The organism is Pseudomonas sp. DrBHI1 (assembly GCF_002205115.1).
GTDB classification, from domain to species: domain Bacteria; phylum Pseudomonadota; class Gammaproteobacteria; order Pseudomonadales; family Pseudomonadaceae; genus Aquipseudomonas; species Aquipseudomonas mosselii.
In genome coordinates this window covers 114,346-127,347 of the sequence record NZ_NIBE01000107.1, presented here as the reverse complement: position 1 = coordinate 127,347, position 13,002 = coordinate 114,346, and the positions used below count along the sequence as shown (strand labels likewise).

Annotated in this window: 18 protein-coding genes; 10 read left to right on the top strand and 8 right to left on the bottom strand. The window is 57.9% G+C overall.

The features are described 5' to 3' along the window. Window positions 1-178 precede the first annotated feature (178 nt). On the bottom strand, window positions 179-640 hold the full coding sequence (locus tag CC207_RS21645; RefSeq protein ID WP_143496151.1) for a hypothetical protein: 462 nt from the start codon (window positions 638-640) through the stop codon (window positions 179-181). Window positions 641-913: 273 nt separating this feature from the next. Here CC207_RS21645 and CC207_RS26840 point away from each other — a divergent pair, with 273 nt between their 5' ends. Continuing rightward, complete coding sequence (locus tag CC207_RS26840; protein WP_143496149.1) at window positions 914-1,045, top strand: YHYH domain-containing protein; 132 nt, start codon at window positions 914-916, stop codon at window positions 1,043-1,045. 72 nt (window positions 1,046-1,117) lie between these two features. On the opposite strand, the gene CC207_RS21640 is transcribed toward CC207_RS26840, so the two are convergent. From CC207_RS21640 to CC207_RS21630, 3 genes are read right to left on the bottom strand one after another with little or no spacing between them, the layout of a single operon-like run. Further along, entirely contained in the window at window positions 1,118-1,852 is a 735-nt protein-coding gene (locus tag CC207_RS21640) for a TraX family protein (RefSeq protein WP_088852736.1), read from the bottom strand. After that, entirely contained in the window at window positions 1,849-2,289 is a 441-nt protein-coding gene (locus CC207_RS21635; RefSeq protein WP_088852735.1) for a YqaA family protein, read from the bottom strand. Before CC207_RS21635 ends, CC207_RS21640 begins: the two co-directional genes overlap by 4 nt. Before the next feature lie 31 nt (window positions 2,290-2,320). Continuing rightward, the gene (locus CC207_RS21630) at window positions 2,321-2,638 is read right to left on the bottom strand and encodes a metal-sensing transcriptional repressor (RefSeq protein ID WP_088852734.1); all 318 of its coding nucleotides are present in this window, start codon (window positions 2,636-2,638) and stop codon (window positions 2,321-2,323) included. 513 nt (window positions 2,639-3,151) lie between these two features. Between CC207_RS21630 and CC207_RS21620 the strand changes: the two genes are divergently transcribed. From CC207_RS21620 to CC207_RS21600, 5 genes are all read left to right on the top strand, one after another. Then, on the top strand, window positions 3,152-3,889 hold the full coding sequence (locus CC207_RS21620; RefSeq protein WP_088852732.1) for a HupE/UreJ family protein: 738 nt from the start codon (window positions 3,152-3,154) through the stop codon (window positions 3,887-3,889). A gap of 11 nt (window positions 3,890-3,900) precedes the next feature. Then, the gene (locus CC207_RS21615; RefSeq protein WP_088852731.1) at window positions 3,901-4,557 is read left to right on the top strand and encodes a hypothetical protein; all 657 of its coding nucleotides are present in this window, start codon (window positions 3,901-3,903) and stop codon (window positions 4,555-4,557) included. A gap of 367 nt (window positions 4,558-4,924) precedes the next feature. Then, a complete protein-coding gene (locus CC207_RS21610) occupies window positions 4,925-5,200 on the top strand; it encodes a metal/formaldehyde-sensitive transcriptional repressor (RefSeq protein ID WP_088852730.1) in 276 nt (91 codons plus the stop codon). Further along, window positions 5,197-6,138: a CDF family Co(II)/Ni(II) efflux transporter DmeF gene (gene dmeF, locus CC207_RS21605; RefSeq protein WP_088852729.1), complete on the top strand. Its 942-nt coding sequence runs from the start codon at window positions 5,197-5,199 to the stop codon at window positions 6,136-6,138. The genes CC207_RS21610 and dmeF overlap by 4 nt, the downstream gene beginning before the upstream one ends. Before the next feature lie 69 nt (window positions 6,139-6,207). Beyond that, a complete protein-coding gene (locus CC207_RS21600) occupies window positions 6,208-6,381 on the top strand; it encodes a DUF1289 domain-containing protein (RefSeq protein WP_088852728.1) in 174 nt (57 codons plus the stop codon). A gap of 77 nt (window positions 6,382-6,458) precedes the next feature. On the opposite strand, the gene CC207_RS21595 is transcribed toward CC207_RS21600, so the two are convergent. Continuing rightward, on the bottom strand, window positions 6,459-6,887 hold the full coding sequence (locus tag CC207_RS21595; protein WP_088852739.1) for a molybdopterin-binding protein: 429 nt from the start codon (window positions 6,885-6,887) through the stop codon (window positions 6,459-6,461). A gap of 93 nt (window positions 6,888-6,980) precedes the next feature. Then, window positions 6,981-8,285 (bottom strand): MFS transporter, encoded by a 1,305-nt coding sequence (locus tag CC207_RS21590; RefSeq protein ID WP_088852727.1) that lies wholly within the window; start codon window positions 8,283-8,285, stop codon window positions 6,981-6,983. 200 nt (window positions 8,286-8,485) lie between these two features. Here CC207_RS21590 and CC207_RS21585 point away from each other — a divergent pair, with 200 nt between their 5' ends. The 4 genes from CC207_RS21585 (at window position 8,486) to CC207_RS21565 (ending at window position 12,224) form a co-directional block, all read left to right on the top strand. Further along, window positions 8,486-9,427 (top strand): chromate resistance protein ChrB domain-containing protein, encoded by a 942-nt coding sequence (locus CC207_RS21585; protein ID WP_143496147.1) that lies wholly within the window; start codon window positions 8,486-8,488, stop codon window positions 9,425-9,427. Beyond that, complete coding sequence (gene chrA / locus CC207_RS21580; RefSeq protein ID WP_088852726.1) at window positions 9,420-10,790, top strand: chromate efflux transporter; 1,371 nt, start codon at window positions 9,420-9,422, stop codon at window positions 10,788-10,790. Before CC207_RS21585 ends, chrA begins: the two co-directional genes overlap by 8 nt. 700 nt (window positions 10,791-11,490) lie before the next feature. Then, the gene (locus tag CC207_RS21570) at window positions 11,491-11,970 is read left to right on the top strand and encodes a hypothetical protein (protein WP_069016385.1); all 480 of its coding nucleotides are present in this window, start codon (window positions 11,491-11,493) and stop codon (window positions 11,968-11,970) included. Window positions 11,971-11,981: 11 nt separating this feature from the next. Then, entirely contained in the window at window positions 11,982-12,224 is a 243-nt protein-coding gene (locus CC207_RS21565; protein ID WP_088852725.1) for a hypothetical protein, read from the top strand. A gap of 67 nt (window positions 12,225-12,291) precedes the next feature. Here the strand turns inward: CC207_RS21565 and CC207_RS21560 are convergent, their stop codons facing one another. Continuing rightward, window positions 12,292-12,582, bottom strand: coding sequence for a DUF3077 domain-containing protein (locus CC207_RS21560; RefSeq protein ID WP_062360538.1), 291 nt, complete (start codon window positions 12,580-12,582; stop codon window positions 12,292-12,294). A 28-nt stretch (window positions 12,583-12,610) separates the two neighbouring features. Next, complete coding sequence (locus CC207_RS21555) at window positions 12,611-12,847, bottom strand: hypothetical protein (protein ID WP_088852724.1); 237 nt, start codon at window positions 12,845-12,847, stop codon at window positions 12,611-12,613. Window positions 12,848-13,002 lie beyond the last annotated feature (155 nt).

The window sequence follows — 13,002 nt, the reverse complement described above, 5'->3', positions numbered from 1 at the left end:
GGGCAGGTCACGCAAGGGTTTCTTTTTGGTTGGCATACATGCACCTCTTACTCATGTTATGCCCGAACACAAAATTTCTGACACCCTCGAGCGGACGGCCCGAACAGCGTCTGCTTGCGACCCATGGCTGCCTTCGCTAATGGCAACTATCGACCAAAGGCGGGCACTCGGCTCGACGTTATACCCCAAGCGACAGTGCACCGCAGTACATCAGTGTATTGCATACAACCATCTGGGCGACCATGAATCCGAAGGCGGCACCCAGAACACCAACGCCCGCGACGATCCATGGCAAGCGTGTTTTCACGCGATCCCTCAACAGCCAAGCTGACACGCCCGCACCAATCAACAAGCCGGGCACGGAAAACATGTGCCCAAGCGCTAACATTCCCTCGGTGTGGTCCAGGCTGGACATGATTTTCATATAGATCAACAGCGTGGCGATGGCTGTGAATGTCGTTCCGGTGAGAAACAGAGCAGGCGCACGCAAGATCAAGCCAAGTATAAGCGTCACAATGAGCACTGCGAGTAGGTACCCAAGACCTGTGTACAGCGGGTCGGCACTCATGCTGGAGTAAAAGAAAACGGCCGTGATCATCAGGATCGCATAGGTAAGATCATCTCTACGGCTGACTGTCATTTCTGCCCTCGCTCCAGACCTGTGCCTGATAGCGTAGAAGACGGGAAAGTATTGCTCCATGGGTCCGCTGTGGGTCGAGAGCAGCCGGCCGCGATTCACCAAAACGGTCCTTCCTCGACAACCCGTTATGCCCAAGCAATCTGTGTGGGCCCTCCTAAATTTGGATAACTCCTTTCATCGGCTTTGTCATAATTGTGATTGTTGTGTAGATGCTCTTGGCCATATGCTCGGTGCGGCAATCTGCCACTACAACACCAAACATGGAGTAGCCTGATGAAAATCGCTTCCCTCGTGATCGCTGCAGTCCTTTCGTTCTCCTCAGTAGCCGCCTTCGCACACAGCGGCGGTACCGATTCCAAGGGCTGCCATACCAATCACAAAACGGGCGACCGCCACTGCCACTAAGGCAGTCCGCCGATCTTTCCAACGCTGGCGTTCTTGCCCTGAGGATGCCAGCCGTCGAGGCAGAGTCGAGCTCTACAGCATGTTGCGAATACCCAGCAGCGCTATTAGGTGGCCGGGGTAGAACCAATAGCTCCATTGTGTGACTGGCAAGACCTTGAATGGCAACGGTGCCCAGAACAGAGCTAATCCGAGCAGCGGCGCCAGGGCGGCAGTCGACAGTGCGAGAATAGCGAATGGCTCCAGTTGCGCCGCCTGCTCGAACAGGCCACTCCGCGTATTGATGACGACACAGAGCGCCACCGGGAGTAACGCGAACAGTTCAGGGCGCCTGATGGCTAGCACCAGAGACGCCGGTACGAATACTCCAAAGACGCCGTACATCAGCGGCTCGCTCAGCAGATAGGCTGCCAGAATAGCTCCACCCGCCAGCACGAGGCTTTCAAGCGTTCGATGCTGCACTCCCCAAGCAACCAGAAGCCCCAGCGTCAAGGTGACCAGGACGTTAAACGTCCCGGAGGTGCTGACCAAACGGTAAGGCACCTCAGACAGAGCGGCGAACAGCACCAATAGTGCGAGATACCGACCATTGCTCCGGGTAAAAAACTCGCCAGGCTGATTCCGCGAAACGTTGATGGCCACCGCCAAGCAGAACAAGGGGAAGGAAAGCCGGCCGAGCACAAACAAGTCACCAGTCGCCGGCCAGGCCAATCGCGTGTGATCGAGCACCATCGTGATCAAGGCAATCCACTTGATCAGGTCCTGGCCGGCGTGCCGGTCTGCCTCGGAAAGGGGAGCAATTGAAGTCACGGCATGCTCCCAAGTACCAGAAGTGTCAGGAGCAGGTACCTTCCGCCCTTCGCCAAGGTGACCAGCAGCAAGAACCGCCAAAGTGGTTCACGCATGACTCCAGCTACCAACGTGATTGGATCTCCAATGATGGGTACCCAACTCAGCAGCAGTGACCAGAACCCATACCGCTGGTAGAGGTCCTGTGCCTTCCCCATCTTGGCCTCACTGACCGGAAACCAGCGTTTGTGCTTGAAATGCTCAACACCTAGGCCGAGTACCCAGTTGAACAGTGAGCCAAGCACATTGCCGGTGGTGGCTACGCCTAGAAGCGCTAACGGTAGATAATGCTCAGACACGAGCATCGCAACCAACGCTGCCTCTGATTGCATGGGCAATAAAGTTGCCGCGGCGAACGCCGCCAGAAACAATCCAAGGTAGCTGGTCAGTTCAAACATCGTCCGGGCTACTCCTGCGGCCGCGCCAGCCTTACAGGTACTTGGTGATCTGCTTGAACTCGTCCAGCGCCGAGCGATCTCCTTTGCTCAGAGCAGTCACTGAGTCTTCCAGGCAATGGTCGATATGGTCCTGGATGAGCGTGCGCTTGGCTTGGCAGACCGCCTTTTCAACGGCATGCAACTGCTGGGCAATATCTACGCACTCACGCCCGTCCTCAATCATGGCAATGATGCTGCGCAGATGACCGTCAGCCCGCTTCAGGCGCTTGATGATCGCCTCATGGCTTTGGTGCGTGTGGGTATGGCCCTGTTCGGCATCGTGCTGGTGATCATGCGAGTGATCGGACATGTCTTGAGTCTCTATTGGCGATCCATTACGCTTGCGATGCTATCCCCCCTAGGGGGTTAGGTCAAACGTGCAGCTTTGCTGTTGGATCACCCTCAAAGGCATCTGGATGTCTCGTCGTTTCCTGTCATCGACCCTGATCGTGGCTTTGGCTATGGCCTTTATGCTGGCCTGGACGGCGCATGCTTATTCGTTGGCGGTCCCGCCCCGAGCCTCTGCCCAAGATGCTGTAGCCTTGAAGCATGGGCATGACAACAGCGAGGTTTCATCGGGCTGCAGTCACTGCGCAGACCACTACCACGCCCCGCTCACACCTGACCACCAACATGAGACGCCCCAACTGTCATCTGCCGCGCAGCTGATAGCGACCTTCGGGCCGCCAGTACCGTTGGCCTGGTCAGGTGACCCAGTCCCCCACCCACCCATCTTCCGGATCGAACGCCCACCTCGTCCTGCCTTTATGTGTTGACCCAGGCCGCTCTGCGGCACTTGATCACTGCAAAATAGGATTGATCCATGCGTTTACACTCTATTCCGGGTGGGAGCTTGTTCGCCGTGCGCACACGCCCACCCCTCTTTCTATTGTTCCTGCTCATAGCGTCATTGCTCATCGGCATGCCGGAGGCACTGGCACACGCTGTAGCCGAAGGCGACAAGGGATTCATCCAGGAAAGCTCCGGCGTCATGCTGATCCCGTTTATCTACATGGGCGCCAAGCACATGATGACGGGCTATGACCATCTACTGTTCCTGTTTGGCGTCATCTTCTTCCTCTACCGCCTTAAGGACGTAGGCCTCTACGTCACGCTGTTCGCTGTCGGGCACTCTGTCACGCTGCTGTTTGGCGTGCTCACAGAGATCAGCATCAGCTCCTACATCATCGACGCGATCATCGGTTTCTCGGTGGTCTACAAGGCGATGGACAACCTGGGGGCCTTCAAGCGCTGGTTCGGTTACCAGCCGAACACCAAAGCCGCGACGCTCGCCTTTGGCCTGCTGCATGGCTTTGGCCTGGCAACCAAGATCCAGGAATACGAAATCTCAGCCGACGGCCTGATTCCCAACCTCATTGCCTTCAATGTCGGGGTTGAGATCGGTCAGTTGCTCGCGCTGAGTGCCATCTTGATCGTGATGGGTTTCTGGAGAAGAACCGGTGGTTTCTGGCGCCATGCCTACACCGCCAACGTTGCCATGATGAGCGCTGGTTTCCTGCTGATGGGTTATCAGCTGACCGGCCTGTTCGTTACCGCTTGAGGATCCTGAATATGTTCAACTCTCCACTTCCTTCGGCAAGCGAACTGCCGAGTAGCCGTCAGCTCCTCCGGTCGACCGCCATCGCCCTCGCGACCGCAATGGGGCTTCTTGTCACCGTGGTCATGCCGTCAGAGTATGCGGTCGACCCAACGGGTTTGGGTCGAGCCATGGGCCTCACTCAGAAGGGCGAGATCAAGATCTCGCTGGCCCAAGAGGCCTTGGCCGATGAGGCTGCAGCCAAAGTGGCTATGCCCGCACCTGCTACGACGGTAGCGGCTACTACGGTTGCTCCTGCTCCGGTACCACAGGTTGCAGTGGTGGAACCTGCCAAGCCTGCAGTGAAGCCTGCGGCAAAAACTGACGAAGTCAGCCTCACCCTAAAGCCCGGCGAAGGGCGCGAGATCAAACTCGAAATGCGTAAGGGAACTGTCGTGGCCTACGAGTGGAGTGCATCGGGGCCGGTCAACCACGACACCCATGGCGAGACCTACGATGCGGCCCAGGGCGACTTCCACAGCTACAACAAGGGCCGCCAGGTGAATGGTGACAAGGGTGAGCTGACAGCACTCTTCGACGGTACCCACGGCTGGTTCTGGCGTAACCGTACCTCGAGCAACGTCACCATCGTGCTGAACACGGCTGGCGACTACCTCAACCTGAAGAAATGAGGCCTGGTCGGGGTTCACGAGCAGTGAGCCTCGCCCCATGAATCCCCTTTTTTGCTCTGTGGAATCCACGATATGACCACCAAACTGCTACGTTCGCTCGTTGTAATCAGTCTTCTCGGTCTGCTCGTCGCTTGCAGTGATACCGAGCCTGAGGCAACGGCTGATAGTACAAGCCACGGCCACGCACACGACTGATCCCCCATCAGAGCCAAGGACGGCTCTATCTTCACTTCTTTCAAATGGCGGCTGAAAGACCCACAAGCCAGGCCATTCGTCTCCAGATTTCACCTACAGAATGACACTCCTTGTATAGGGGGGTGGGGTATGTCACTCTCTGCGCCGATTATATAGGTAGGGGGGGGATACGATGGGCCATCTCGCAGCAGAAAAAGATGCGTTGCTCAAACGCGTCAAGCGCATTGCCGGGCAGGTTCAAGCCATCGAAAAGGCACTGATGGATGAAGCTGACTGTGCCTCAACACTGTTTCTCGTGGCTTCGGCTCGCGGCGCGATGAATGGGCTGCTGGACGAGATCATCAAGGATCATGCCTGGGCGCATGTGGCTGCCCCCGCTCTTACTGACGAAGAGCGCAGCAAAGGCATGGAAGAACTTCTGGAAGCGATTCAGCGGTACTCGAAATGACCTCGGACATCCAACCAATGAGCACCACGGCAGTTGCTCACAATCATGTTTTTCTCGGTGCCGCCCATGAAGAGAATGCCAAGCGCACGCTTTGGGTGGTCATGCTGACCGTTGTGATGATGGTGGGTGAGATTGCCGCCGGCTACATCACCGGCTCGATGGCGCTGCTTGCCGACGGTTTCCATATGGCCACGCACGCTGGTGCGCTCGGTATAACAGCCGCCGCGTATGCATACGCAAAACGCCACGCCACCAACGCTCGGTTCAGCTTCGGTACGGGCAAAGTCGGCGACCTTGGTGGATTCGCTTCGGCGCTGATCCTGGGCCTGGTTGCACTGGCCGTTGGTGCTGAGTCAGTCGTCCGTCTGTTTCAACCCAATGATGTCCAGTTCGGCTTGGCTATCGGGATCGCGGTGGTTGGCTTGCTGGTAAACATCGTAAGTGCACTGCTGTTGGGCCACGGGCACGACCATGATCATGGACATGACCATCATCACAATCACACCCATGGGCATAGCGGTGGCGATAACAATCTGCGCTCGGCCTATGTGCATGTCCTTGCCGATGCCCTAACGTCGGTTCTGGCGATCGTTGCATTGCTCGCGGGCAAGTACCTTGGATGGGCCTGGCTCGACCCTGTGATGGGTATCGTGGGAGCCGTGGTTATCGGGCGCTGGTCTTGGAACCTGATGAAAGTGACTGCCGGTGTCCTCCTGGACAAGACCGATGACCACGTAGCGCAGGAAATCCGAGAGTTTATCGAGCAGCCGGGCGACGTCCGAATCTGCGACCTGCATGTCTGGCGCGTAGGGCCCGACGCTCACGCCGCTATCGTCAGCGTGGTTGGCCAAGCAGCCACCACTGTTGCAACTATTCGTGAGCGGCTGCTGCCGGTTCATGAAGTACGGCACCTGACGGTGGAGATCCACCAAGCCTGATGTATGGATGCAGGTTGCAACTGCTGCCTGCCCCCATGTTTCGCAATCCCGTCCCCAGGTAACTCATCAATGGCTTCGCAGATTGAGAACCCTTGTATTTCGCTGTGTCAGTTGAAGGGCGACCTTTGTGTGAGTTGCGGCCGATCGAAATATGAGATTCGCAAGTGGAAGCGCATGAAGCGCCCGGAAAAAATGGTTGCTGTGCAGAGAGCCAATGTGCGACTGAAAGGGCTCAAGAAGTAGCGTTGACGCTGCGCACTTCCTTTGCCGGCGCTATCGCCGCAGTGCTGGAGCACCGCTCGGTGCTCCAGCGAGCGACATCAGGCTGGAACACCCAGAATGATGTGGGACGCTTTGATGACGGCAGTTGCGCTGAGACCTGGGGCCAATCCCAGCTCTTGAACAGCATCGCGGGTGATGATTGAGTAAACCTTGGTCCCGCCAGCAAGCTCCAGCGTCACTTCGGCATTGACGGCACCCTCAGTGACACTCACGACCTTGCCAGTGAGGCAGTTGCGCGCAGAGAGGCGAATATCGCTGGACTCCGTCATCAGCATCACCCAAGGCGCCTTGATCAGGGCGACCGCGTCGGCACCTGGTACGAGCTTGAGGTTGTCGACGCTCTCCATTGTGACCACAGCTACCAGCGTTTCGCCGCCGGCGAGTTCTATGATGACCTCGCTGTTAACCGCGCCTGGACGGAACTCGCGGACCTTTCCTTTGAAGACGTTACGGGCACTGACTTTCATGGCAATCTCCACTGTTAAAAACCTGGCCGCAATGTCAGGTTTCGCCATGTAGATGCCACCATAGCGGTGAATGGTGAATGGAGTGCCGCGCAGTCAGCGAGGCGGCCACTTGCGATGCTGGTCATCGATGACAAACGAATGAGCATGAGCTTTGCCACCCGAGACATGAGGGTGGTCTTCAGGCAGATCATCGTGCTGATGAGCCACAGTTTCTTGATCATGGTCGGGATGCCAGATCCACTTGCTCAGTCCCCAGGCGACGGCGGCGAGAAGGCCCAGGCCGATGAATGCGACCGTGAGGGTGACCCTGGCGCCCAGCCACCCGGCCAACGGGTAAGTGATCAGCCAGCAGGCATGGGACAAGGCGAACTGCGCAGCGAACAGCGCCGGACGATCCTGGGCAGAGGAAGACCGACGCAAAATTCGCCCTGATGGCGTTTGAGCCAGGGAATAGCCAGCGCCCAATACCACCCATAGCGCAATCAAAGCCAAATAGCTGGAGATAAAGGCCCCAACCAGCAAACCGACCACTAGGACCGCACCGCCGGCAAGCATGGCCTTACGATCATCCAAGCGCTCCAGCAGTCGCGGAAGCACCAGCGCTACTACCATCGACCCACCGCCGAAGGCCATCAACGCCATGGCCATTGCGCTCTGATCCAGCCCGAGCTTCGCCTGAACCAGCACTACTGTATTCACGATCACCATTGCGCTGGCTGCGGCAATGGCCAGGTTCAAGGCCAGCAGGCCACGCAGGCGTGGAGTATGCAGGAAGATCCGCAGACCTTTGGTCGTGCGTTCGTAGATGCTCCGCTTGGGCCCGCGAACGGCAACGGGCAGTACCGCCGAAACCACCATGGCAGCAGACACGAGAAAGCCCACCACGGTACCCCCGAACAGGCTGTGGAAGCTGACCACGGTCAACAGTGCCGCCGCGAGCATAGGGCTGATGACGCTCTCCAGGTCATAGGCCAGGCGAGAAAGTGATAGCGCGCGGGTGTACTCACGCTCGTCCGGGAGGATGTCGGGGATGGTGGCCTGGAACGTTGGGGTAAACGCGGCAGATGCCGACTGCAGCACGAAAATCAGCACGTAGACCTGCCAAACCTCCGTAACAAACGGGAGCAACAGGGCAACTGCTGCTCTGACCAAGTCGAGTGAGACCAGCATCGCTTTTCTGGGCAAATGTTCGGCGAACGCACCTGCGATCGGGGCCACGCCAATGTAGGCCACCATCTTGATCGCAAGCGCAGTGCCCAGTACCGCACCGGCCTGCGCGCCGGCCAGATCATAGGCCAGAAGGCCAAGTGCCACGGTCGCCAGGCCTGTCCCGATCAGGGCGATCACCTGAGCGATAAACAGGTGTCTGTAGGTGCGGTTTTTCAGGACGGAAAGCATGGCAACTCCGGGTACAGCGGGAGATGATCTCAATCGCCAGGGTTATATCTGGATCATAAAATCGTATCCCCCCCTGGGGGATATGGTCAACACGCTCACGTGCCGACCAACGTGCTCACCCGATACCCGATGAAATCTGTTGATTTTGGCCACAACTGGATTAATGTAGATAATGTTACGTTTTATGTTGAGTAATCTACATGATTAATTGGTCGCTACTGATTCTCGGCTTGCCGACGGCCAACGCCACCGAGCGCATGCGCGCCTGGAGAACCCTGAAGGCCTCTGGTGCCGCCGTTCTGCGCGATGGCGTGTATTTGCTGCCGGAACATCCTGTGGGCCGCGAGACCTTCGAAGCCGTGGAGCGAGATGTACTGGCCATCAATGGCACGGCATTCCTGCTCTCACTACCTGAACGTGAAGAGCGTTTCAGTGGGTTGTTCGACAGAAGCGAGGATTACGCCAGACTGGTCGAAGAAGTTGCAGGCTGCCGAGCGGATCTCTCGCCGGACAATGCCCTGCAGACTGCACGGCAGGTACGCAAGCTGAGAAAGGCATTCGGCCAGTTGGCGGCGATCGACTTCTTCCCGGGTGCACTCAAGGCTCAAGCCGACTCGGCCTTGCAGGAGCTTGAGACCGCGATTAGCCGTGCCCTGTCATGCGATGAACCCAGCGCACACGAGGAAGCCATCACCCTGCTTGAGCGCGGCGACTATCAGGGCCGCCGCTGGGCAACGCGAAAGCGCCCATGGGTGGACCGATTGGCATGCGCCTGGTTGATCCGGCGCTTCATCGATGCAAACGCGCAATTCATTTGGTTGGACAGTCCCAGCGACTGTCCAAGCGATGCGCTCGGCTTCGACTTTGATGGTGCCCGATTCAGCCATGTCGGGCAGCGAGTGTCCTTCGAAACGCTCATCGAGAGTTTTGCGGTTGAGCAGCCAGGCCTGGTTCGGTTGGCCGGCATCATTCACTACCTGGATGTGGGAGGTAGCCAGCCCACCGAGGCTTCGGGCATCGAGCGTGTCCTCGCTGGCTTGAGAGAAAGCATTGTCGATGACGATCAACTGACAACCGTCGCCGGGGGCATTTTCGATGGCCTGCTGACGGCTTTTGCAAGTGAGGAAGCCCAAAATGGTTGATACCACCTCCACCGTGAGCGAACAGCCGTCCTCTCAAGCTGCCCGGCAGCCGGTCGGCTTGTTTGAAGCCTTCCTGTTCTGGCTCAAGTTAGGCTTTATCAGCTTCGGTGGGCCCGCCGGGCAGATCTCGATCATGCACCAGGAACTGGTCGAGCGTCGGCGCTGGATCAGCGAAAAGCGATTTCTACATGCACTGAACTACTGCATGTTGTTGCCCGGCCCTGAGGCTCAGCAGCTCGCCACGTATATCGGCTGGCTCATGCACCGGTCCTGGGGCGGGGTGATTGCCGGTGCGTTGTTCGTACTGCCTTCACTGTTCATCCTGATCGGTTTGTCCTGGGTTTATATCGCCTTCGGTGAGGTCCCGGTAGTGGCAGGGATCTTCTATGGCATCAAGCCGGCGGTCACGGCAATCGTCGTCCACGCAGCCCACCGGATCGGTTCGCGCGCGTTGAAGAATGGCTGGCTGTGGGCCATGGCCGGCGCCTCGTTCGTGGCCATCTTCGCCCTGAATGCGCCGTTCCCGCTGATCGTGCTGGTTGCCGCCATCATCGGCTATGTGGGAGGGCGCTTTGCCCCAAGCAAGTTCGTGATCGGTGGCGGCCATGGCGCCGCAAAGAGTAACTATGGCCCGGCGCTGATTGATGACGACACGCCAGCTCCCGAGCATGCCCGTTTCAGCTGGGGTCACTTATTGCGCTTGTTGCTGGTCGGTGCCGCGCTCTGGGTCCTACCCATGGGGCTGCTGACACTGTCGTTTGGCTGGAGCGGAACCCTGACGCAGATGGGCTGGTTTTTCACCAAAGCCGCACTGCTGACCTTTGGTGGTGCCTACGCGGTGCTGCCCTATGTCTACCAGGGCGCTGTCGGGCATTACGGCTGGCTGACGCCGACCCAAATGATCGATGGCCTCGCCTTGGGGGAAACCACGCCCGGACCACTGATCATGGTGGTCGCCTTCGTCGGCTTCGTGGGGGGGTATGTGCATCCGATGTTCGGTGTGGAACACCCATTCCTTGCCGGCGCAGTCGCGGCGAGTCTCGTCACCTGGTTCACCTTCTTGCCGTCGTTCCTCTTCATCCTTGCCGGCGGCCCATTGGTGGAGTCGACCCACAACGAGATGAAATTCACCGCACCGCTGACGGGGATCACGGCCGCTGTAGTGGGCGTGATCCTGAACCTCGCCATGTTCTTTGGCTACCACGTGCTTTGGCCGAAGGGCTTCAGTGGGACGTTTGACTGGCCTTCCGCAGTGATCGCGGTTGCTGCAGCGATTGCTTTGTTCCGCTTCAAACGAGGTGTAATCCAGGTGCTTTTTGCCTGCGCCTTGGTCGGTCTGGCAGTCCACATGTTGCGTCTTTGAAAACAACCGCTGGCCGACATCAGCGGCCAGCGGTTCATGACCCATCACCTGCGGCGGGAGGCGTCCAATGAAATGGGGGAATGTGTGAATGCCCAAAGATCGATTGGATTGCATGTCCCAGGCTCATCCAGAGCTTCATCGATCAAGATCCGATTTTCCGCTACGCCCTCAGCAGCGAGGTGCTGCGCGTGGAAAGTAATGAGGGCGTAGTAGCGAGATGGCGATCTCCAGGCCTCGTTTCAAGACGGTCAGTGACGATCTGATGGCTTTGGGATTTGCTTACAATGGTGGGGGAATTTTGGGGGAATTAGTCCCCCGAATGATGTGGAACTGTGTTGTGTTGCGATGCATTGAAGCTGCTGATTTTATTGATTTTTATTGTTTTTGGTTAGAAAAATTTATGACTAAAAACGGATTCGAAATCCGTTGTACTGGCAACAGTACCTAGGGTTCAAATCCCTATCTCTCCGCCATACATGGAAAGCCCCGAGATTAATGTCTCGGGGCTTTTTTCATTGCCCGTGTTTTTTATGGCAACTTGCTGATAGCGTGCGTCAGCATCGGGTCCGCGGTCCTGAAAAAAGGAATACCGGCAGCAGGAAAACCGCGGGCCTTCGGCGCTTGCTGGCAACCTGCCACGATTTGCAGCGGCGCTGCTCTCGTAGAGAATCGCGACCTTTGTTTCGTAAGGACGCGTGCAATGAAGTTCGAGGGTACTTTTCAATACATGGGTAATCACGGGATCGTCTTCAACGTCTCGCAGATCACCCTGACCGACAGCGAGCGCGGGCGATTGCGCGAGCTGCATTTTGGCGAAGCGAAGAGTGCCCACTACGAGGTCAACAGCAAGGTCGTCGAGGTGTACGACAAGATGCTGGCCAAAGGGCTGCCGTGCGTGATGAAGATCGGTATCTCCAAGCCGTTGACCCGCCAGCAGGGCGATACCCTCAATGCCCAGCGCACCAAGGTTGCCAACCTTGCCGCCTCGGCGTTCGCCGCCGCCGCCAGCTCTGTAGCCTCTCCTTACGTTGGCGTGCCGGTGGGCGCGGGGGTGCGTGCCTATGCCAATGACGTCTTGCCTACCTACCATGCTGGCGATGTGCTGGTCAGCATCGAGGCGCAGGTCAATGGCGGCATCGGTCCGCAGCACTCCACTTCGACCCTGATCATCAAGACCTGAGGGAGGCGCCTGTGTCCGAAATTACCTATGCGGTCATCGGCCTGGTGCTTTATGGCCTGCTGGATCGGTTCCTCAGGCCTTACCCGTTGCGCAAGTGGCTGGGGGTGGCGCTGGTGGTGATTGGTGTCGTCGGTTGCATCATTGTTAGCCAAGCCCGTTTGTTCGGGTTGGACCTGGGATTGCTGTCGGTCCTTGCCACGGGGTTGGGCGTGGGCCTGTTCGTCAGGCGGCGGCGATTCGAACAGCTTGGTTGATGCGATAAAGGTCTTTACCGATATCTTTGCTGAAAGCCCCGTAGTTCGCGCTACGGGGCTTTTTGCATCAACCAGCGGGGCAGTTCGTCACTGCGTGAGAGACATCTTGCGACAGTGCTTTGGCCATGCCGGTGAGATAGTGGGCGGCGGCTAACAAAGTAGGCGCGTTCTTCAGATCCTGAGTCAGTGCGATATCGCTCAGGGTGTAGGCGCAGGTTATCAAGTGGGTGGATTGTTCCAGGGCATAGTCCATGGGGTGGCCAGCAACGACCTGAAACAGTGGAGTTTCGTTGTCGACTTCACCGCTTTCGCCAAAGCTGCCGATGCCCACGGTGGTGATGCGCTTGTCTTGAGTCATGCCGGTTCTCCTTGTTCTCAGGGCGCGATCAATGCCTTGCCTGTACACGGCTCAGGGCCATTTCGACCAAGCTGCGTGCGCTGTCGATTTCGTGCACGGCGGTCAGGACCATGACCTGGCCCGGCGGCTTGGTGTGGATCATGGCGGCGTGCTGGGCGGCGGTGAGGGCGCAGACGAGATACTCGGCGATCTGGACGAGCAGGTCCTCGAGGGTATGAGGGGAGTCGGATACTTGTAGCGGAGGGTCGGGGACAATTTTTATCATGGTAGTAACCTGAGCAATTTGGGGCGTCCACCACAAGCTGTCAAACCAATGGAGGCAGCTGTACGTAGGTTGACAGACCGAGGCTCAGGTTCCCGGCGCACACGAATGTGCCCCACGCACAACTGCCATAAAGCAGCCATTGCGTTCTGAGCTAC

What these genes read in the sequence shown, in the direction of transcription:
- CC207_RS21645 (WP_143496151.1), bottom strand. Translation starts at nt 640, where the DNA reads ATGACAGTCAGCCGTAGAGATGATCTTACCTATGCGATCCTGATGATC.
- CC207_RS26840 (WP_143496149.1), top strand. Translation starts at nt 914, where the DNA reads ATGAAAATCGCTTCCCTCGTGATCGCTGCAGTCCTTTCGTTCTCCTCA.
- CC207_RS21635 (WP_088852735.1), bottom strand. Translation starts at nt 2,289, where the DNA reads ATGTTTGAACTGACCAGCTACCTTGGATTGTTTCTGGCGGCGTTCGCC.
- CC207_RS21630 (WP_088852734.1), bottom strand. Translation starts at nt 2,638, where the DNA reads ATGTCCGATCACTCGCATGATCACCAGCACGATGCCGAACAGGGCCAT.
- CC207_RS21620 (WP_088852732.1), top strand. Translation starts at nt 3,152, where the DNA reads ATGCGTTTACACTCTATTCCGGGTGGGAGCTTGTTCGCCGTGCGCACA.
- CC207_RS21615 (WP_088852731.1), top strand. Translation starts at nt 3,901, where the DNA reads ATGTTCAACTCTCCACTTCCTTCGGCAAGCGAACTGCCGAGTAGCCGT.
- CC207_RS21610 (WP_088852730.1), top strand. Translation starts at nt 4,925, where the DNA reads ATGGGCCATCTCGCAGCAGAAAAAGATGCGTTGCTCAAACGCGTCAAG.
- dmeF (WP_088852729.1), top strand. Translation starts at nt 5,197, where the DNA reads ATGACCTCGGACATCCAACCAATGAGCACCACGGCAGTTGCTCACAAT.
- CC207_RS21600 (WP_088852728.1), top strand. Translation starts at nt 6,208, where the DNA reads ATGGCTTCGCAGATTGAGAACCCTTGTATTTCGCTGTGTCAGTTGAAG.
- CC207_RS21595 (WP_088852739.1), bottom strand. Translation starts at nt 6,887, where the DNA reads ATGAAAGTCAGTGCCCGTAACGTCTTCAAAGGAAAGGTCCGCGAGTTC.
- CC207_RS21590 (WP_088852727.1), bottom strand. Translation starts at nt 8,285, where the DNA reads ATGCTTTCCGTCCTGAAAAACCGCACCTACAGACACCTGTTTATCGCT.
- CC207_RS21585 (WP_143496147.1), top strand. Translation starts at nt 8,486, where the DNA reads ATGATTAATTGGTCGCTACTGATTCTCGGCTTGCCGACGGCCAACGCC.
- chrA (WP_088852726.1), top strand. Translation starts at nt 9,420, where the DNA reads ATGGTTGATACCACCTCCACCGTGAGCGAACAGCCGTCCTCTCAAGCT.
- CC207_RS21570 (WP_069016385.1), top strand. Translation starts at nt 11,491, where the DNA reads ATGAAGTTCGAGGGTACTTTTCAATACATGGGTAATCACGGGATCGTC.
- CC207_RS21560 (WP_062360538.1), bottom strand. Translation starts at nt 12,582, where the DNA reads ATGACTCAAGACAAGCGCATCACCACCGTGGGCATCGGCAGCTTTGGC.
- CC207_RS21555 (WP_088852724.1), bottom strand. Translation starts at nt 12,847, where the DNA reads ATGATAAAAATTGTCCCCGACCCTCCGCTACAAGTATCCGACTCCCCT.